Here is a 19,386-nt window from a genome sequence, read left to right as displayed (position 1 = left end):
TTCTTTGGTGCGGTGGGTTGTGGTGTGGTCACGAGTAGGCATCCAACCGGCTTCGGATGCTTACGAGAGCGGCGTACCGGCGCATAACTGATGGGCGTATGGACGGAAGGTCCGCTCATCGCGAACGGAGACGCTTTCGATGATCCGCATTTCCCGCGCGCCCGTCGTCGCCATCGTGGCGGGCCTGGCGCTGGCGGCATGTTCGACCGGGGGCACGACCGCCGCCCCCGACGCCGCAGGATCCGCCTCGATCTCGTCCTCCTCCGCTCCGGCGGGGCAGGGGGACGGCACTCTGGCCATCGGCACGGTGCTGCCGCAGACGGGCTCGCTCGCGTATCTGGGGCCGCCCATGTTCACGGGTGCCGACCTGGCGCTCAAGGAGATCAACGAGGCCGGAGGGGTGCTCGGCAAGCCCGTGCGGAAGTTCGACACGGACTCGGGCGACTCGACCACGAACATCGCCTCGCAGTCGGTCGACAAGCTGCTGGCCCAGAAGGCCGACGCGATCGTCGGCGCCGCGTCCTCGTCGGTGTCGGAGTCGATCATCGACAAGGTCACGGGCGCCGGTGTGGTGCAGTTCTCGCCGGCCAACACCTCTGACGCGTTCACCACGATCAACGACAAGGGCCTCTACTTCCGTACGGCGCCGCCGGACAAGCTCCAGGGCCGCGTCCTGGGTGATCTGGTGGTCGCCGACGGCAACGACACCATCGGGATCCTGGCGATGCAGGACTCTTACGGCACCGGCCTGGCCGACCAGGTGGTCGAGACGGCGGAGGCGGGGGGCGCCACGGTCGTGGAGCGGGTCGACTACGACCCGAAGGCGGCCGACTTCTCCGCCGACGTCGCCAAGATCAAGCAGAAGAAGCCCAAGGGCATCGTGCTGATCGGCTTCCAGGAGACGGCGAAGGTCGTCAACGAGCTGGTCAAGCAGGGCCTGACGGCGGACAAGCACCAGTGGTACATGGTGGACGGCAACATGTCGAACACCAACTTCGTCAAGGCGCCGAGGGGCACGCTCAAGGACGTCAAGGGCACGGTTCCCGGGGCGGAGGCTCCGCAGGAGTTCCAGAAGCGGCTGCTGGGCCTGAAGGACGACCTGAGCGAGTTCACCTACGCCGCGGAGTCGTACGACGCGGTGACGCTGATCGCGCTGGCGGCCACGGCGGGCCGGGGCGACTCGGGCGTGGCGATCGCGGCGAACCTGGTGGACGTGAGCAAGACCGGCACCAAGTGCACCGCCTTCAAGCAGTGCGCCGATCTGCTGAAGGCCGGCGAGGACATCGACTACGACGGCGTCAGCGGCCCGGTGGACTTCAACGACGTGGGCGATCCTTCGGTGGCGACGATCGGGGTCTACCAGTACGGGGCGAACAACAAGTTCGACGCGGCCAAGGCCATCGAGTATCGCCGCGGCAACATCGCCGGCTGAGCCGCTGAGCCCTCCTCAGCGGCTCTCAGCGGCTCTCAGCGGGCCGGTGGCGTGCTCATCCGCCCAGGCCGCACACCTTCAGCGCGTAGGCGATGAGGCGATCCTGCAGCGGCTTGGGCGGCACCACGATGACGACTCGCTCCTCGCCCCCGTCGAGGCTCGCCCGCACCGGGAACAGGAACGCCTTCTTGGCCTCGGCGAAGGCGTGCGGGTCGCAGCGGCCGGGGGTGAGCGCGATCGGCACCTCCAGCCGCTGCCGTCCGTCCTTCAGCTCGCCCAGGGGCCGCCGCTCCGGGGTGACGATGTAGTGCGTGGTGCCGTCCATGTCGTTGAGCGTGACGGCCCCCGTGCCGCGCCGGGTGATCACCAGGTCGCCCTTCATGGCCTCGCCCGACCGCTCCCACCGCGGCCCGAACTCGATGCTCGCCGCCTGCTTGATCAGGAACTCGGAGCACTCGTCGCGCAGCAGCCTGGTCAGCAGCGGATCGGGGTGCGGCACCTTGAACACCACCTTGCGCAACGGCTCCGCACCGGTGCTGACGTGGGCGACGACGGTGGCCGGCCGCACCTCGGGCAGGCCCTGGGGCGAGCAGTTGGCGGCGCCGAAGGGGATCGGCAGGTCCGTACGCTCCGTCTTCTTGATGGTGGAATCGGACCTTTGCGGCGGCAGCGTACTGAACGAGGGTGTGACGAGTTGCACATCGGCGAAATACACCGGCGTTTCGCCGGTGTTTCGGACGGCCACCTGCATCGCGTGCACGGGTTCGTCGGAGCGCCATTGGGCCAGGGAGACGGACACGCCGGCGGGCGGATCGGCGGAGACCGGGCCGGCGGAGGGCGGCGGCCGCTCTGACGAGCCGCAGGCGGTGAGGAGGATCATCACGACGAGCGGCGGCGTAATGCGCTTCACCTGTCGCACATTAAGCGTGGTAAGGCGGCTCTCGTAAGTTGAGGACTGATTACGACTCCGCATCCAAGTGCCGACAGTTCCTCGCTGCACCTGTCGTAGCGAGCAGGGGTTTTGTACGTTTCCGTCATTCGATCGGGAACGCTCGGCCGTGCTGACGGCTCCCGGCTTGGAAATGAAGGAGACACTTCATGATCCGCATTGCTCCCGTTGGGCGAGCGCTGGCTGTCGTGGCTGCCACCAGCCTGGCCCTGACAGCCTGTGGCGGAGGCGACAGCAACACCGCCACGCAGACCTCGCCATCGGCCGCGGCATCCTCGGCGGCCCCCGCCACCAAGGGCGACGGAACGCTCACACTAGGAACGCTGCTGCCCCAGACCGGATCGCTGGCCTTCCTGGGCCCGCCCGAGTTCGCGGGAGTCGACCTCGCCCTCAAGGAGATCAACGAGGCCGGAGGGGTGCTCGGCAAGCCCGTGCAGAAGTTCGACACGGACTCGGGCGACACGACGACCAACATCGCCTCGCAGTCGGTCGACAAGCTCCTGGCCCAGAAGGCCGACGCCATCATCGGCGCCGCGTCCTCCTCGGTCTCGGAGTCGGTGATCGACAAGATCACGGGCGCGGGGGTCATCCACTTCTCGCCGGCCAACACCTCCGACAAGTTCACCACGATCAACGACAAGGGGCTCTACTTCCGCACCTCGCCGCCGGACAAGCTGCAGGGCCGCGTGCTCGGTGACCTCATCGTGGCCGACGGCAACGACACCGTCGGCATCCTGGCCATGCAGGACTCCTACGGCACCGGCCTGGCCGACCAGGTGCAGAAGACCGTCACCGACGGCGGCGCCGAAGTGGTCGAGCGCGTCGACTACGACCCGAAGGCGGCCGACTTCTCCGCCGACGTCGCCAAGCTCAAGGCGAAGAGCCCGAAGGGCATCGTCCTGATCGGCTTCGACGAGACCGCCAAGGTCGTCCAGGAGCTCGTCAAGCAGGGCCTGCCCGCCGACAAGCACAAGTGGTACATGGTGGACGGCAACACGTCGAACACCAACTACCTGAAGATGCCCAAGGGCACGCTCGACGGCGTCAAGGGCACGATCCCCGGCGCCGCGGCTCCGGAGGAGTTCCAGAAGAAGCTCATCGAGGTGAACGCGGACCTCAAGGACTTCAGCTACGCCCCCGAGTCCTACGACGCCGCCAACCTGATCGCGCTGGCGGCCGAGGCGGCCAAGAGCGACGCGGGCGTCGACATCGCACCCAAGCTGGCCGAGGTCAGCAAGGGCGGCACGAAGTGCAAGAGCTTCAAGGAGTGCGTCGACCTGCTGAAGGCCGGCACCGACATCGACTACGAGGGCGTCAGCGGCCCGGTCGAGTTCAACGAGGCCGGTGACCCGGCCGTCGCCACCATCGGCATCTACCAGTACGGCGACGACAACAAGTACGCCACCAAGGCGCTCGAGTACCGCACCGGCAACATCGCCGGCTAGGACCTCACGCCCGCGTGAGCAACGCATGAGAAAGGGCCCGGCCGCCTCAGGCCGGGCCCTTTCGCGTCATCGGCAGCCGGCCACGACCTCGTCGGCGGCCACGCGGTACCGCTTCAGCAGCGACACCGCCCGATCTCTCGGCACGTCGTTCCTGGACAGCCCCTCGGTGGTCGTCATGACGGTCTGCACGGCTCCCTGGAGCCCGCTGGGCAGCCGGCCGCCGAACTGCAGCGTGATCCCGCGTACCTCCGCCAGGCGGCCTGTCAGGGCGTCCTCGAAGTGCTGGCGGTCCTCCTCGCCCTTCGGCCGCAACATCAGGCCGGCGTAGCCGATGGCGGAGACCACGCGGGCGCACGGGCTGTCGCCGGGATCGCCTCCGGTGCTGTACTTCTGGGCCGGGGACGCGTCGTCCTGGCAGCCGGCGAGCAGGAGGGGGATCATGAACGCGAGCGCGGTCAGACGTTTCACATCGCCCATTGAAAACATCGCCCCATTAAAAATGGAGAAGGGGCCCCGCGGGAGCCCCTTCTCCGCGGTGATCTCGTTTACGCCTTGGCCAGCGTCCCGAGGTAGAGCTCGATGACCTTGGGGTCGTCGGCGAGCTGCTTGCCGGTGCCGGTGTAGGCGTTGCGGCCCTGGTCGAGCACGTAGCCGCGGTGGCAGATCTGCAGGCAGCGCCGCGCGTTCTGCTCCACCATGATGACCGTCACGCCCGCCTTGTTGATCTGCTGGGCCTGGATGAACACCAGGTCCTGCAGCTTGGGCGACAGACCCGCGGACGGCTCGTCGAGCAGCAGCACCGAGGGCTCGGTCATGAGGGCCCTGGCCATCGCCACCATCTGCCGCTCACCGCCGGACAGCGAGCCGGCGCGCTGCTTGCGCCGCTCCTTGAGCGCGGGGAACAACTCGGCGACGAACTCGAAGCGCTCCTTGAACTTCCCCGGCACCTGGAAGGCGCCCATCTCGAGGTTCTCCTCGATGGTGAGGCTGGGGAAGACGTTGTTGGTCTGCGGGACGTAACCGACGCCGCGCGAGACCAGCGAGTGCGCCTTCATGTTCGTGATGTTCTCGCCCTTGAGCAGCACCGTGCCGCTGCGGATGTTGACCAGCCCGAACATGGCCTTGAGCAGGGTCGACTTGCCGGCGCCGTTGGGGCCGATGATGCCGATCAGCTCGCCTTCCCCGACGTAGAGGTCGGAGCCGTTGAGGATGTTGACGCCCGGCAGGTAGCCGGCGATCAGCTCGTCGCAGCGGAGCACGGCGTTCTCGGCGCCTGCCAGGTGCGCGCTGCGGTCGGTGACGGCCTGTTTCGACTCTGGGACCGCGTTCACTTCTGCGTCTCCTCCTCGATCTCGGCCTCTAGCGCAGCCTCGGCCTCGTGGAGCTGGGCCTCCAGCTCGCCCTCGGACAGCGGCGCGTCGTGGTGGGCGCCCAGGTAGGCGTCGATCACCCGTTCGTCCGACATGATCGATCCGGGCGGCCCCTCGGCGATGACCGCGCCCTGGGCCATGACGATCACCCAGTCGCTGATGTCGCGGACCATGTCCATGTCATGCTCCACGAACAGCACCGTCATGCCCTGCTCACGCAGATCCTTGACGTGGCCGAGCAGCGACTGCGTCAGCGCGGGGTTCACGCCCGCCATCGGCTCGTCGAGCATGACCAGCTCGGGGTCGACCATGAGCGCGCGGGCCATCTCCAGCAGCTTGCGCTGGCCGCCGGAGAGCGATCCGGCGAAGTCGTCGCGTTTGGTGTCGAGTTTGAAGCGCTCCAGCAGCACCTCGGCCCGCGCCGTGATCTCGTCCTCCTGGCCGCGCCACAGGCTCGGCAGCAGGGCCCGCCAGAAGGTCTCGCCCTTCTGCCGCTGGGCGCCCAGGCGCATGTTCTCCAGCACCGTCAGGCGCGACAGCGCCTTGGTGAGCTGGAAGGTGCGCACCATGCCCGAGCGCGCCACCTTGTGGGCGGGCACGCCGTTCATGGAACGCCCGTTGAACGTCCACGAGCCGGAGTCGGCGGTGTCGAAGCCGGTGAGCTGGTTGAAGAACGTGGTCTTGCCCGCCCCGTTGGGGCCGATCAGCGCGGTGATCGAGCCGCGCTGGACCTCGATGTGGCCCACCTCGACGGCGGTCAGGCCGCCGAAGCGGCGCACCACGTTGTCCACCACCAGGATCGGGTCCGGCTTGGGCACGCCGGGGTCCCGGGCCAGGTCCTTGAACGCGGCCAGGGCGGCGCTCTTGCGATCGTTCGTCGTCGTTTCAGCGTGCATCGATCGCTATCTCCCTCTTATCGCCGAAGATGCCCTGTGGCCGGAAGACGAGCAACAGGATGAGGCCGAGACCGACGACGATGTAGCGGAAGGCGCCGACCTGGTTGGTGCTCATGAAGGTGATGTACCCGGCGGCGACCGCCTCAGTGAGCACGTTGTAGACGAGGACCAGCAGCACCCAGAAGAGCATCGAGCCGACGACCGGGCCGAGCACGCGGGCCGCGCCGCCGAGGATGACCATCGTGTAGATGTAGAAGGTCGTCTCGGTGCCGAAGATGTCGGGCTGCACCGAGCCGTAGGCCAGGCCGTAGACGAAACCGCCGAGAGAGCCGATGACGCCGCCCAGGATGAGCGACTGCATCTTGTACGAGAAGACGTTCTTGCCGAGGCTGCGCACGGCGTCCTCGTCCTCGCGGATGGCCTTGAGCACCCGGCCCCACGGGCTCTTCATCAGCAGGTAGACGATGAAGCAGCACAGCGCGATCAGCAGCCACCCGACGACGAGCACCCAGAGCGTGCGGTAGCCGAAGAAGAACGGCACCGGGCCGAGGTTGAAGCCGTAGTCGCCTTCGGGGAAGGGGTTGAGCGCGTAGAAGCCGTCGGAGAAGCCGCGCTGCCCGTCGGAGCCGCCGAAGACCTCCTTGAACGTCACCGAGCGGAAGACGAGCCTGATGATCTCGGCCACCGCGATGGTGACGATGGCCAGGTAGTCGGCGCGCAACTGCAGCGTCGGTATGCCCATCAGGAGCGCGAGGAGCACCGCGGCCGCCAGGCCGACGATGATGCCCAGCCAGAACGGCAGGCCGAGGACGGTGATGGTGGTGGCCAGGCCGTAACCGGCCACGCCCATGAATGCGGCCTGACCGAAGTTGAGCAGGCCGGTGTAGCCGAAGTGGATGTTGATGCCGATCGCGGCGAGTCCGTACAGCACCGTCTCGACGCCGATGGCCGCCTTGAGGGTGGTGCTGATGATCGTGATCCAGTCCATGGTGATCCTCCCCCGATCAGCCGACCCGCTCGCGGCGGCCCAGGATGCCCTGTGGCCGGACGAGGAGCACGATGATGAGCACGGCCAAGGCCCCGACGCTCTTGAGCTCCGGTGGCACCCACAACGTCGAGACCTGGATGAACAGGCCCACGACGAGGGAGCCGACCAGCGCGCCGAACGCGGTGCCGAGGCCGCCGAGCGTCACGCCGGCGAAGATCAGCAGCAGGATGTCCTGGCCCATGGTGAACTTCAGGTTCTGCGACAGTCCGAGCATGATGCCGGCCAGCGCGGCGATGGCGCCGCCCAGGGTCCAGATGATCCGGATGACCCGGTCGACGTTGATCCCGGAGGAGGCCGCGAGCGCCGGGTTGTCGGACACGGCGCGGGCCGCCTTACCGGTGCGGGTGCGCAGCAGCGCGAAGCCGACGATGATCAGGACGGTCAGCTCGATGCCCATGGCGACGAAGTTCTTCGGCGCCGCGGAGATCGGCCCGACCTCGATGCCCGGTTGCGCGGTGTACTGCGCGAAGGACTCGTTCTCACCGCCGAAGAAGATCAGGAACACGTAGCGCAGGAAGAGCGCCACGCCGATGGAGATGATCATCATGGCGATGGTGCCGGTGCCGCGCCTGCGCAACTGACCCCAGAACAGGCGGTCCTGGAAGTAGCCCAGGGCGCCCGCCACGATCACCGCGATCACCGCCGCGGGTATCAGATGGAGCCCGAAGCCGACGTTGCAGGCGTAGGCGAGGATGGCGCCGAGCGTGACCAGCTCACCGTGGGCGAAGTTGGTCAGGCCGGTCGTGCCGTAGATGAGCGACAGACCGAGCGCGGCCAGGGCGATGATCAGCCCCAGGTTGAGTCCCTCGAACGTGAGCTGCGCGGCCCGCGTCCAGAACGAGCTCTCGCCGCCGCCCTCCCCCGGCTGCGGCTGGCCCGGGACGCCCTTGGACTGCAGCGCGTACAGCACCGCGGAGCAGTTGCCCTCATAGACGGTCGGCGTGCGGACCAGGTTGCCGCCGCGTACCTCGGCGTTCTGCGGGAGCGTGCCGGCGTCCAAGGTGACTTTGTACTTGCCCGGCTTGTCGACCTGGACGTCCCACGTGCCTTGTGCGTTGGTGGTGACTTCCTTGACGGGTTGTCCGCCTTCGGTGGTCACGACGATCTTCGCGCCGTTCACTGGCTGGCCTTGGAGTTTGAGTGTTCCCCTCAGACCCTGGCAATCGGCGGGTCCCGCGTGAGCGGGTCCGGCGAGCAGGAAGATGAGTCCACCCAGGAAGGCCGTGAACGCGATCACGGCTCTGCGCAATGGTGCTCCCTCAAGTAGGTCAAGGCGGGGTGGTGCCCCTCCATCTCGACACGCGCGCATCGCAGGCACACTGGGATGCTGTGGCGGGAGCTTATTCCGCAGACGCCCGGTTCAGTATCGTTCGTCACCAATTAGTGACATGTGTGTGTCACTGATGTGAGGAAACAAGACGCCAGGTCAGGGGCTAAATCGCAAGAGACGCCTGGCGTTATGGAACGACGAATCGATAACGATCACAGGAAAGGGTGGACGAACCCGCGGAGATGGCCTTTGGGGCCATGAACGGCATTCTCGGCCGAACACGTTATCTACCGGGCCTCCCCGCGGGCTCGCGGTCGGACAACCGTAGCGACCCACGGGGGCCTCGCGCAAAGGGTCGAACGAAGTGACCGCCGGGTCAGCGGTCGCGCAGCAGGCAGGTGAGACGGGAGGTGCAGACGCGCCGTCCCTCCTCGTCGGAGATCTCGATCTCGTACGTCGCCAGCGTCCGGCCGCCGTGCAGCCTGGTCGCCACGCCCGTGACGTGGCCGGACGTCGCGGAGCGGTGATGGGTGGCGTTGATCTCGATGCCCACGGCGATGCGCTCGGGCCCCGCGTGGATGGCCGCTCCCACCGAGCCGAGCGTCTCGGCCAGCACCACCGACGCGCCGCCGTGCAGCAGTCCGTACGGCTGCGTGTTGCCCTCCACCGGCATCCGGCCCACCACCCGCTCGGGTCCGGCCTCGAGGAATTCGATGCCCATCCGATCGGCGAGCGTGCCCTCATGCATGCCGCTGTACACCGAGAGGTCCAAGGGGTTGGTCTGCGTCAAAGGGACGCCTCCACTCTTCCGAGCTCAGGTTTTCTGTCGCAGACGCAGACTAGGCTGCGTACGTGCCGAAGAGTGAAGTGACCCCCAGCCGCCCCTGTCTCTTGCTGCTTGACGGGCATTCGCTGGCCTATCGCGCGTTCTACGCGCTAAAAGACGCCAACCTCATGACCACCGACGGTCAGCACACCGAGGCGGTCTACGGGTTCACCTCGATGCTGACCAACATTCTGCGCGATGAGCAGCCTACCCACGTGGCGGTGGCCTTCGACAGGTCGGAGCCGACGTTCCGCCACGAGGAATACTCCGACTACAAGGCCACCAGGAGCGAGACGCCGGAGGACTTCCGCGGTCAGATGCAGCTCATCTACGAGCTGCTCGACACGCTGCGCGTCCCGCACCTGTCCAAGGCGGGCTTCGAGGCCGACGACCTCATCGCCACCCTCGCCACCCGCGCGTCCGCCGCGGGCATGAGCGTCCTGATCGTCACCGGCGACCGCGACGCGCTGCAGCTCGTCGACGGCAACGTCACCGTTCTGATGACCAGGCGCGGCATCAGCGACATGACGAGGTTCACGCCTGAGGCGGTCGTGGAGAAATACGGCCTCACCCCGGTCCAATATCCTGACTTCGCCGCCCTGCGCGGCGACCCCAGCGACAACCTGCTGAGCATCCCCGGCGTGGGGGAGAAGACCGCCGCCAAGTGGGTGCGCGAGTTCGGCTCGCTGACCGCGCTCATCGACCGGGTCGACGAGGTCAAGGGCAAGGTCGGCGACAAGCTGCGCGAGCACGTCGCCCAGGTGCTGCTCAACCGCCGGCTCACCGAGCTGCTCCGCGACGTCCCGCTCGAGGCCGAGCTCGCCGATCTCCAGCAGGGCGTCTGGGAGCGCGAGGAGATCAACAAGCTGTTCGACACCCTGCAGATCCGCGGCGAGCTGCGCGAGCGGGTGTTCAAGGTGCTCGGCACCGGCGAGCAGGAGCCCGAGCAGGGCTTCGAGGTCGAGACCGTGCTGCTCGGCCCCGACCGGGTCGCGGGCTGGCTGGACGCGCTGCCGGGCGGCCGCGCCGGGCTCGCCTTCAAGGGCGCCTACGGCAGCGGCACCGGGCGCATCGACGGCATCGCCGTCGCCTCGCCCGACGGCACGGCGGCCTACATCGACCCCGTCAAGCTCACCGAGGCCGACGAGACGGCCCTGCGGGCCTGGCTGGGCGACGACACCAGGCCCAAGGCCGTCCACGACGCCAAGGGGCCCATCCTGGCCCTGTGGGCGCAGGGCATGGAGCTGCGCGGCCTGAGCTGCGACACCGCGCTCGCGGCCTACCTGGCGATGCCGGGGCAGCGCACGTTCGCCCTGGAGGACCTCGCCAGGCGCTATCTCAACCGCGACCTGCGCGCCGAGGAGGAGTCCAGCGGCCAGGCCGCGCTGTTCGGCGACGACGAGGACGCCCCGGCCAAGGACCTCGGCCTGCGCGCCCACGCCGTGCGCGAGCTGGCCGACTCCCTGGAGGTCTTCCTGGCCGGCCGCGGCGGCACCCAGCTCCTGGCCGACGTCGAGCTGCCGCTGCTGGCCGTCCTGGCCGACATGGAGCGCGCCGGCATCGCCGTCGACGGCGCCTACTTCACGGGCCTGGAGACCGAGTTCGCGGCCGCCGTCAAGCAGGCCGTGGAGGAGGCGCACCGGTCGGTGGGGGAGCAGTTCAACCTCGGCTCGCCCAAGCAGCTCCAGGAGATCCTCTTCACCCGGCTCAGCCTCCCCAAGACGAAGAAGATCAAGACCGGCTACAGCACCGACGCCGACCAGCTCGCCTGGCTCGCCACCCAGACCGAGCACGAGCTGCCGACGATCATGCTGCGCCACCGCGACCAGCAGAAGCTGCGCACCACGGTCGAGGGGCTGATCAAGGAGATCGCCGACGACGGCCGCATCCACACCACGTTCAACCAGATCATCGCCGCCACGGGCCGCCTGTCGTCGGAGAAGCCCAACCTGCAGAACATCCCGATCCGCACCGCCGAGGGCCGCCGCATCCGGCAGGGCTTCGTGGTCGGCGAGGGCTACGAGACGCTCCTGACGGCCGACTACAGCCAGATCGAGCTGCGCATCATGGCCCACCTGTCGGGCGACGAGTCGCTGATCGAGGCGTTCGAGTCGGGCCACGACTTCCACCAGGCCACCGCGGCCAGGGTGTTCGACCTGCCGCCCGAGCAGATCGACGGCGAGCTGCGCGCCCGGATCAAGGCGATGAACTACGGCCTGGCCTACGGCCTGTCCGACTTCGGCCTGTCCGGGCAGCTCAACATCGCGGTGGCCGAGGCGCGGGCGCTGAAGGAGGAATACTTCCAGGAGTTCGGCGGCGTGCGCGACTTCCTGCAGGCCATCGTGGCCCAGGCCCGCACCGACGGCTACACCGAGACGATCATGGGCCGCCGCCGCTACCTGCCCGACCTGACCAGCGACAACCGGCAGCGTCGCGAGATGGCCGAGCGGATGGCGCTCAACGCCCCGATCCAGGGCTCGGCCGCCGACATCATCAAGGTCGCCATGCTCAACGTCCGCCAGGCCGTCCTGGAGGAGGGGCTGGCCTCCAGGATGTTGCTGCAGGTGCACGACGAGCTGGTCTTCGAGGTGGCCCAGGGCGAGCTGGAGCGGCTCACCCAGCTCGTCCGCGACCAGATGAACGCCGCCTACCGTCTCCGGGTCCCGCTGGAGGTCTCCGTGGGCGTGGGACGCACCTGGGAGGACGCCGGCCACTGACCTCCCGGGCCGCTTCTGGGTGGTTCTGGACTACCCTGAACGCTTACGTCTCACCGAGCGGCCGGGAGTTCTGTGCGGATATCAGCGTCTCTCACGCGGATCATCGGCATCGCGAACGTGGTGGTGGTCACGATCGCCATCATCGGGCTGAGCCTCGTGCCGTCCGAGCCCCGGCCGCACACCGACCCGGACACCGAACCGGACGCGGCGGCCAAGGTCCAGGACGGCGCGCCGCCGCCGAGCCCGGCCCCGGTGGGCGAACCGCCCGGAGTGGTCGCCACGCCCGAGTTCGCGCGCCAGGTGCACGCCAACGAGGCGGGGCTGGTGCCGGTCCTGATGTACCACCGGATCCTGGACAAGCGGCTGGCCTCGCTCGACCGCACGCCCGGCCAGCTCAAGAAGGAGCTCGTGAAGCTGGCCGAGCAGGGTTACGTGCCGATCACCGCCCGGGAGTTCGCGACCGGCGACATCCGGGTGCCGGCCGGGAAGTTCCCCGTGGTGCTGACGTTCGACGACGGGCACCCGAGCCACTTCGCGCTGGACGGGAGCGGCAATCCCAAGCCCGGCACGGCCGTGGGCGTCATCCAGGAGGTGGCGGCGGCGCACCCGTCGTTCCGGCCGGTCGCCACGTTCTGGATCAACAGGGAGCCGTTCGGGCTGCTGGACCGGGAGTCCCAGACGGTCGCCGTGCGGTGGCTGGTCGATCACGGCTATGAGGTGGCCAACCACACCTGGCGGCACCCGAACCTGCGCCTGCTCAAGAAGAAGAAGGTCGGCGAGCAGATCGTGCGGATCGAGCGCCTGCTCAAAAAACTCGGCGCGCCGCAGTCCATGACCATGGCATTGCCCTACGGCTCGATGCCCCGGACCAAGAAGGCGGCCAGGAAGGGCTCCTGGGACGGGACGGGCTACGATTTCGCGGGCGTCTTCCTCGCCGGGGCGGAGCCGTCGCTTTCGCCCTACGCGAAAAATTTCGACCGGGGCGCGATCCAGCGGATCCAGAGCAACGGCAAGAAGGGCGAGTGCCGCAAGTGGTGCTCGCAGTACTGGCTGGAGTGGCTGAACAAGCACCCTGGTGAGCGCTATGTCTCGGACGGCGATCCCCAGCGGATCTCCATCCCGGAGAAACTTCGCGGTAATATCGTCGCCAAGCGAGGGCCCCAGGTCATCGCCTACTGACTCCTCCCCGGATTGACCTCAGGGCGATGGTCTCATATGCTGATCGCTGCGCTGTGGGCTCGCGCGCGCCTCAGACGGAGCGGGCTCGCGCTCGGTCACGTCGATGTCGTAATAGCTCGGCTTGATGCGGAAGAGGGCCTGCCGCGCATCGCCACATCGACATCTGTCCGCGTTCGGAGCAATTCCACACATGACGTCCAGCACTGAGGCCACCTCGAGCACCCCGCAGGTAGCGGTCAACGACATCGGGTCCGAGGAAGAATTCCTCGCAGCGATCGATCTGACCATCAAGTACTTCAACGACGGCGACATCGTCGAGGGCACCGTCGTCAAGGTCGATCGAGACGAGGTTCTTCTCGACATCGGCTACAAGACCGAGGGCGTCATTCCCTCGCGTGAGCTCTCGATCAAGCACGATGTCGACCCTGCTGACGTTGTGGAGGTCGGCGAGCACGTCGAGGCCCTGGTTCTCCAGAAGGAGGACAAAGAAGGCCGCCTGATCCTGTCCAAGAAGCGCGCTCAGTACGAGCGCGCCTGGGGCACGATCGAGAAGATCAAGGACGAGGACGGCATCGTCACCGGCACGGTCATCGAGGTCGTCAAGGGTGGACTCATCCTCGACATCGGCCTCCGTGGCTTCCTCCCGGCGTCCTTGGTCGAGATGCGCCGTGTCCGCGATCTGCAGCCGTACGTCGGCCGTGAGCTCGAGGCGAAGATCATCGAGCTCGACAAGAACCGCAACAACGTGGTCCTGTCGCGCCGTGCCTGGCTTGAGCAGACGCAGTCGGAGGTTCGCCAGACGTTCCTCAACACCCTCCAGAAGGGCCAGGTCCGCAAGGGCGTCGTGTCCTCGATCGTCAACTTCGGTGCGTTCGTGGATCTCGGCGGCGTCGACGGTCTGGTCCACGTGTCCGAGCTGTCCTGGAAGCACATCGATCACCCGTCCGAGGTGGTCGAGGTCGGCCAGGAGGTCACGGTCGAGGTCCTCGACGTCGACATGGAGCGCGAGCGCGTCTCCCTGTCGCTCAAGGCCACGCAGGAAGACCCGTGGCAGCAGTTCGCCCGCACCCACCAGATCGGTCAGGTCGTTCCGGGCCGCGTCACCAAGCTGGTGCCGTTCGGCGCGTTCGTCCGGGTCGAGGAGGGCATCGAGGGCCTGGTCCACATCTCCGAGCTGGCCGAGCGCCACGTGGAGATCCCGGAGCAGGTCGTCCAGGTCGGCGACGAGATCTTCGTGAAGATCATCGACATCGACCTCGACCGTCGCCGCATCAGCCTCTCGCTGAAGCAGGCCAACGAGGGTGTCGGGACCGAGGTCGAATTCGACCCGACCCTCTACGGCATGGCGGCGACCTACGACGACCAGGGCAACTACATCTACCCCGAAGGCTTCGACTCCGAGACCGGGGAGTGGCTCGACGGCTTCGACAAGCAGCGTGAGGAGTGGGAGCGGCAGTACGCCGAGGCTCAGACCCGCTTCGACGCGCACCGCAAGCAGATCGAGGAGGCCCGCAAGGCCGAGGCCGAGGCCGGCGAAGCGGCTCCCTCGTCCTACAGCGGTGAGACGGCGGCTCCGTCCGGCAGCTCCTCGTCGTCGGCTCCGGCCAGCGGCGCGCTCGCCTCTGACGAGGCGCTCGCGGCTCTGCGCGAGAAGCTCGCGGGTGGACAGAGCTGAGGCCGTCAGGCTCTCGGCTGACGTCTGAGACATCGCGTGCTGATGTCTGAGGCATAGCGTTGGGGAAGGCCCCGCACGGATCTCCGTGCGGGGCCTTCCGCTTGCCCGGCCACCTGGTGGCCAGGGGCGGCGCCGGGACCGCTGGTGGCGGGTATCCGCGCATTCTTCCGGATGGTCCACCGGGCGGCCCGGAGATTTTACCTAGGGGATCGGCAACCGCCCGGCGTGGTGGCTGTCTGCGCTGGGAGACTTTGACCTGCGCTTTTGACGCCTAACCCCGGGGGCGATCGCCATGGGCATGGTTCAGCGGACGGTGCGGGTGACGGCCGGCCTGGGGGCCGCCACCGCTGTCGTCCTGGCTTCACCGGTCGGCGCCGACAGGGCGAATGCCTGGAGCGCGGCGAGTGGCGCCGGTGTGGTGGAGACTCCCGGGCCGGAATACCGGGCGCAGCGGGTGCTCGCCTGGCGGGACTGCGGTGACCGCCTGCAGTGCGCCAAGCTGTCCGTGCCGGTCGACTGGGCCAGGCCGCACGGCCCCCGTACCCAGATCGACCTGGCCCGGATGCCCGCGCAGGACCCCGGCAGGAGCCTCGGCCCCCTGGTCGTGAACACCGGACACGGGCCCACCATCCAGGACGTCCGAGCCAGGCCCGACATGGTGAGCGAGCTGACGCGCTGGTTCGACGTGGTGCTGGCCGAGCCGCGCGGGCTCGGCGACCAGGGGAGCGCGGCCATGGTGCGCTGCTCCGTGCCCAAGCCCGACGCCCTGCGCCTCCAGCTCACCCCTGGACGGGCCGCGTGGCGCGCCTACGCCCGCGACAACGCCGCCTACGACCGCAGTTGCCGCATCGCCGCCGGGCCCGCCCACGCCGGGCTCACGTCCTGGCAGGTCGCCCACGACCTCGACGCCCTGCGCGCCGCTCTCGGCGAGCCCCGGTTGCGGTATTTCGGCAACTCCTACGGGGCCGTGTACGGGCAGGCGTATCTGGAGGTGTTCCCGCGCCGGGTCGAGCGGATGTACCTGGAGGGCGTGCCCGACCACACCGAGGCCGGCCTGGGACGGCGCATGATCGCCAGGGCGCGGGCGGTGGAGCGGCAACTCTTCTCCTTCCGCGACTGGTGCCGCTACCGCCTGGGCTGCCCGCTGGACGCCGACGCGGTCTCGGTGTTCGACGACCTGCTCGCGCGGGCGCCGCTGGCCGCCGGCCCCGGCCGCGGCGCCGACGCCCGGCGGCTGGTGGCCGCCGTCACCGCCGGGCTGGCCCCGCAGCGCTGGCCTGAGCTGGCCCAGGCCCTGGCGGCGGCCAGGAACGGCGACGCCGGCGCGCTGGCCGCGATGGCCGCCCCGGCCCGGCCGGCCGCGCCGGGGACGGTGGCGGGCGTGCTGCTGTGCCACGACTTCGTGCCCGCCGTGCCCCGCTACCGGCGCTTCCTCGCGATGGAGGCGAGGCTGCGCGCCGTGGCGCCCCGGGTGGGCTGGCTGGCCGGCCGCTACGAGGTCGCCCGCTGCCTCGGGGCGGCGGGGCGGGGCCCGAGCTGGCCGCCTCGCCCGCTGAGCACGACGTCCCGGCGGCCGGTCCTGATCGGGATCGGGCGGCTCGACACCCACGCCCCCGCCGCCGGAGCGGCGAACGTGGCCGCGCGGATCCCCGGCGCGGCGCTGTTGTGGCACGGCGACGGGCACGGCGCCTACCTGCTGCAGGGGGCGGGCAAGCTGCGGGCGACGTGCCTGCGGACGCGGGTGCACGAGTACCTGGTCAACGGCACGCTCCCGGACAAGGGCGGCACCTGCCCGGCGGAGCTCACGCCGGGCGGATGACGCGAAGGACTAGAGTGCTGCGGGTGGTGATCGAACGGGCGGTGGCGGCGGACGCGGGGGAGATCCTCACCGTGCAGCGGGCGGCGTACGTGAGCGAGGCCCAGCTTTACGGCGACCCGTTCATCCCGCCGCTCGTGGAGTCGCTGGAGCAGGTCAGGAAGGTCATCGAAGACGCCGTGGTGCTCAAGGCGCTCGACGGCGGCCGGATCGTCGGCGTGGTGCGCGGCCGGGTGTCCGGGACGACCTGCCTGGTCGGCCGGCTCGCCGTCGCGCCCGACCACCAGGGACGCGGGCTCGGGACCGCGCTGCTGACCGCCCTGCACGAGGCGGTGCCGGAGGCGACGGTGTTCGACCTGTTCACGGGGCACCTGTCGGCCCCCAACCTCAAGCTCTACCGCCGCCTGGGCTATCGGGAGACCCATCGCGAGCGGATGGACGACCATCTGACGATGGTGCATCTGCGCAGGCAGCCGCCAGAGTGACCCGGCCTCGGGGATGATCACGGCGTGGCCCCTCCGAACGCTCGTCGGTAAGGGTGCGTCGCGGCGATCGGGAGCTCGCCGACATTCCGCCCAGCAGCGGCCGGCCGCGATGGTGGATAGGCTGCTGCGGTGCTGATGATTGGGCTCACCGGTGGGATCGGATCCGGCAAGAGCGAGGTGTCCAAGCGGCTGGCGGCCAGAGGCGCCGTGGTGATCGACGCGGACCGGATCGCGCGGGAGGTGGTCGAGCCCGGCACGGCCGGTCTGGCCAGGGTCGTGGCCGTGTTCGGGGAGGAGGTGCTCCGCCCCGACGGCTCACTCGACAGGGAGCGGCTCGGCTCCATCGTCTTCGCCGACTCCGAGAAGCTGGCGGCGCTCAACGCGATCGTCCATCCGCTCGTGGGGGAGCGCGTCGCGGAGCTTCAGTCGCGGGCGCCCGGTGACGCGATCGTGGTCTACGACGTGCCACTGCTGGCGGAGAACAAGCTGGCCCCGATGTACGAGCTGGTCATCGTCGTGGACGCCGCCGACGACGTGCGCATCAAGCGCCTCGCCGAGCACCGGGGGATGCCGGAGGCCGACGCCAGGGCCCGCATCGCCGCGCAGGCGAGCAGGGCCGACCGCCTCGCGGTGGCCGACGTCGTGATCCCCAACGAGGGCACCCTGGAGGAGCTCGACGCACGGGCGGACGAGGTCTGGGACGAACTGCTGCGGCGGGCGGCCCGCGGCTAGCCGAGCAGGTGGCGCGTCCGCTCGTACAGGCGGCGGGCGTTGTCCGGGTCGAGCGTCGGCAGCGCCGGCGCGACCGGGGTGCGCCGGTCGTAGGCGAGCAGGCGCCCGGCGGGCGGATCGTCCATGAGCTCGATGATCGGCTGGATGCTCTTCTCGACGGGCTTGGCGGCGACCTTGGCGAGCAGCTTGACGATCGTCTTGGCGGGCTGGCCGAGGGTGTCCGCCCCGCTGTCGGTGAAGCCGGGGTGGTGCAGGAGATACTGCGTGCGCCCGTCCGGGTGGTTGGCGGCGTACGCGACGCCGAGGAGGTCGGTGGCGCGCCCGCCCTGCAGCATGGCCTTGACGCTGCCGAAGCCGTGCTCCAGCGACAGGTCGTCCCAGTGGATCGCGCCCTTGGTGGCGCTGACGCCGCAGACGTTCACGATGATCGGGCGCTCGCCCTTCTCCAGCAGCTCCGTCAGGCCGTAGCTGAGCAGGAAGCGGCTGACGTAGTAGAGGGCGAAGGTGCCCTCGAAGCCGTCGGGCGTCTCCACGCGCCGGCCGAAGTGCCGCATCGCGGTGAGGATCAGGCCGTCGAGTGCCGAGTGGCGGGCCTTGACCTCCTCGATCACGCGCCGGTTCGCCGTCACGGAGGTGAGGTCGGCCTGGATGTACGCGGCGCGGTCGCCGGCCCCCAGGGTGGCGGCCTCGTCGAGGAAGCGCCGGCCCTTCGCCGGGTCGCTGCCGATGATGGTGACCTGGTCGCCCCGGCGCAGGAAGTGCCGCGCCAGCCCGTTGCCCATGCCGGTGGAGCCGCCCGCCACGACATATGTCCGCATATTTCATCCCTCAAGTCATCGAACGCTGACTTGAGGAACCTAGCATGACTCCTGCGTACAATGTCAACGGTCGATGACTACGGAGGGGAGCCGGCGTGCCGAAGAGAGACCGGGAGGCCACCAGGGCCCGTCTGCTGGAGGCGGCCCGGCTGCGCTTCGCCCGCGAGGGCTACGACGCGACCAGCGTGCGCGACATCGCCGGAGACACCGGCGTCGACGCCACCCTGATCTTCCGCTACTTCGGCTCCAAGAAGCGGCTCTTCGACGAGGCGACGGCCGCTTCCGAGACCTCGCACGACCTGCTGGACGGCCCGGAGGAGGAGCTCGTCGCGCGCATGCTGGGCTCGGTGGTCTTCGCCGACTGGACCGGCTACGGCGGAGAGCATCCCCTGGTCGCCATGTTGCGCTCCTCGGCCCACGAGGACACCAGGCGGCGCATCCGCGAGGAGGTCTGCGCCACCTACGTGCGCGCCCTGGAGGACCTCGCGCGGGGCGAGGACGCGGAGCTGCGCGCCGAGCTGCTCAGCGCGTGGCTGGTCGGCATCGGCATCCTGCGCTCGGTCGTCGCCACCCCGGCGCTGGCCCGGGCCGGAGCCGCCGACGTGGCCCCGCACGTGGCGGCCGTGGCCACCGCCCTGCTCGGCCGCCCGATGTCAGGCACACCCGAGCAGCGCCCGCCCGAGCAGCGCCCGCCCGAGTAATGCGCCCGCCCGATGTCAGACCCGCCC

General features: G+C 69.1%; 17 protein-coding genes. 9 read left to right on the top strand and 8 right to left on the bottom strand.

Features of this window, described 5'->3' with window-relative positions:
- The first annotated feature begins 139 nt into the window (after positions 1 to 139).
- Entirely contained in the window at positions 140 to 1,432 is a 1,293-nt protein-coding gene (locus tag ACWD0F_RS07450; protein ID WP_449873082.1) for an ABC transporter substrate-binding protein, read from the top strand.
- A 55-nt stretch (positions 1,433 to 1,487) separates the two neighbouring features.
- Here ACWD0F_RS07450 and ACWD0F_RS07445 read toward each other — a convergent pair whose 3' ends face one another.
- Positions 1,488 to 2,342, bottom strand: a complete 855-nt coding sequence (locus ACWD0F_RS07445) for a hypothetical protein (protein ID WP_449873081.1) — start codon at positions 2,340 to 2,342, stop codon at positions 1,488 to 1,490.
- 188 nt (positions 2,343 to 2,530) lie between these two features.
- Between ACWD0F_RS07445 and ACWD0F_RS07440 the strand changes: the two genes are divergently transcribed.
- Entirely contained in the window at positions 2,531 to 3,826 is a 1,296-nt protein-coding gene (locus ACWD0F_RS07440; RefSeq protein WP_449873080.1) for an ABC transporter substrate-binding protein, read from the top strand.
- Positions 3,827 to 3,892: 66 nt separating this feature from the next.
- Here ACWD0F_RS07440 and ACWD0F_RS07435 read toward each other — a convergent pair whose 3' ends face one another.
- The 6 genes from ACWD0F_RS07435 to ACWD0F_RS07410 form a co-directional block, all read right to left on the bottom strand.
- Complete coding sequence (locus ACWD0F_RS07435) at positions 3,893 to 4,294, bottom strand: hypothetical protein (protein WP_449873079.1); 402 nt, start codon at positions 4,292 to 4,294, stop codon at positions 3,893 to 3,895.
- Between the two features lie 77 nt (positions 4,295 to 4,371).
- Complete coding sequence (locus tag ACWD0F_RS07430; protein ID WP_449873078.1) at positions 4,372 to 5,157, bottom strand: ABC transporter ATP-binding protein; 786 nt, start codon at positions 5,155 to 5,157, stop codon at positions 4,372 to 4,374.
- Complete coding sequence (locus tag ACWD0F_RS07425; protein WP_449873077.1) at positions 5,154 to 6,092, bottom strand: ABC transporter ATP-binding protein; 939 nt, start codon at positions 6,090 to 6,092, stop codon at positions 5,154 to 5,156. Before ACWD0F_RS07425 ends, ACWD0F_RS07430 begins: the two co-directional genes overlap by 4 nt.
- On the bottom strand, positions 6,082 to 7,080 hold the full coding sequence (locus ACWD0F_RS07420; protein ID WP_449873076.1) for a branched-chain amino acid ABC transporter permease: 999 nt from the start codon (positions 7,078 to 7,080) through the stop codon (positions 6,082 to 6,084). Before ACWD0F_RS07420 ends, ACWD0F_RS07425 begins: the two co-directional genes overlap by 11 nt.
- A gap of 16 nt (positions 7,081 to 7,096) precedes the next feature.
- The gene (locus ACWD0F_RS07415; RefSeq protein WP_449873075.1) at positions 7,097 to 8,260 is read right to left on the bottom strand and encodes an ABC transporter permease subunit; all 1,164 of its coding nucleotides are present in this window, start codon (positions 8,258 to 8,260) and stop codon (positions 7,097 to 7,099) included.
- Positions 8,261 to 8,786: 526 nt separating this feature from the next.
- Complete coding sequence (locus tag ACWD0F_RS07410) at positions 8,787 to 9,158, bottom strand: PaaI family thioesterase (protein WP_449873562.1); 372 nt, start codon at positions 9,156 to 9,158, stop codon at positions 8,787 to 8,789.
- A gap of 104 nt (positions 9,159 to 9,262) precedes the next feature.
- On the opposite strand from ACWD0F_RS07410, the gene polA reads away from it, so the two are divergent.
- The 6 genes from polA (at position 9,263) to coaE (ending at position 17,840) form a co-directional block, all read left to right on the top strand.
- Positions 9,263 to 11,953 (top strand): DNA polymerase I, encoded by a 2,691-nt coding sequence (gene polA / locus ACWD0F_RS07405; RefSeq protein ID WP_449873074.1) that lies wholly within the window; start codon positions 9,263 to 9,265, stop codon positions 11,951 to 11,953.
- A 72-nt stretch (positions 11,954 to 12,025) separates the two neighbouring features.
- The gene (locus ACWD0F_RS07400) at positions 12,026 to 13,132 is read left to right on the top strand and encodes a polysaccharide deacetylase family protein (protein WP_449873073.1); all 1,107 of its coding nucleotides are present in this window, start codon (positions 12,026 to 12,028) and stop codon (positions 13,130 to 13,132) included.
- 190 nt (positions 13,133 to 13,322) lie between these two features.
- On the top strand, positions 13,323 to 14,807 hold the full coding sequence (gene rpsA, locus ACWD0F_RS07395; protein WP_449873072.1) for a 30S ribosomal protein S1: 1,485 nt from the start codon (positions 13,323 to 13,325) through the stop codon (positions 14,805 to 14,807).
- Between the two features lie 298 nt (positions 14,808 to 15,105).
- On the top strand, positions 15,106 to 16,626 hold the full coding sequence (locus ACWD0F_RS07390; protein ID WP_449873071.1) for an alpha/beta hydrolase: 1,521 nt from the start codon (positions 15,106 to 15,108) through the stop codon (positions 16,624 to 16,626).
- A gap of 26 nt (positions 16,627 to 16,652) precedes the next feature.
- Positions 16,653 to 17,108, top strand: a complete 456-nt coding sequence (locus ACWD0F_RS07385) for a GNAT family N-acetyltransferase (protein WP_449873560.1) — start codon at positions 16,653 to 16,655, stop codon at positions 17,106 to 17,108.
- A gap of 129 nt (positions 17,109 to 17,237) precedes the next feature.
- Entirely contained in the window at positions 17,238 to 17,840 is a 603-nt protein-coding gene (coaE, locus tag ACWD0F_RS07380) for a dephospho-CoA kinase (RefSeq protein WP_449873070.1), read from the top strand.
- On the opposite strand, the gene ACWD0F_RS07375 is transcribed toward coaE, so the two are convergent.
- Complete coding sequence (locus ACWD0F_RS07375) at positions 17,837 to 18,658, bottom strand: SDR family NAD(P)-dependent oxidoreductase (protein ID WP_449873069.1); 822 nt, start codon at positions 18,656 to 18,658, stop codon at positions 17,837 to 17,839. The genes coaE and ACWD0F_RS07375 overlap by 4 nt on opposite strands.
- 95 nt (positions 18,659 to 18,753) lie before the next feature.
- On the opposite strand from ACWD0F_RS07375, the gene ACWD0F_RS07370 reads away from it, so the two are divergent.
- Entirely contained in the window at positions 18,754 to 19,359 is a 606-nt protein-coding gene (locus ACWD0F_RS07370; protein WP_449873068.1) for a TetR/AcrR family transcriptional regulator, read from the top strand.
- Positions 19,360 to 19,386: the final 27 nt, after the last annotated feature.

This window comes from Nonomuraea sp. NPDC002799 (assembly GCF_053592075.1).
The sequence above is the reverse complement of the archived record's forward strand: the minus strand, read 5'-3'. Positions and strand labels throughout refer to the sequence as shown.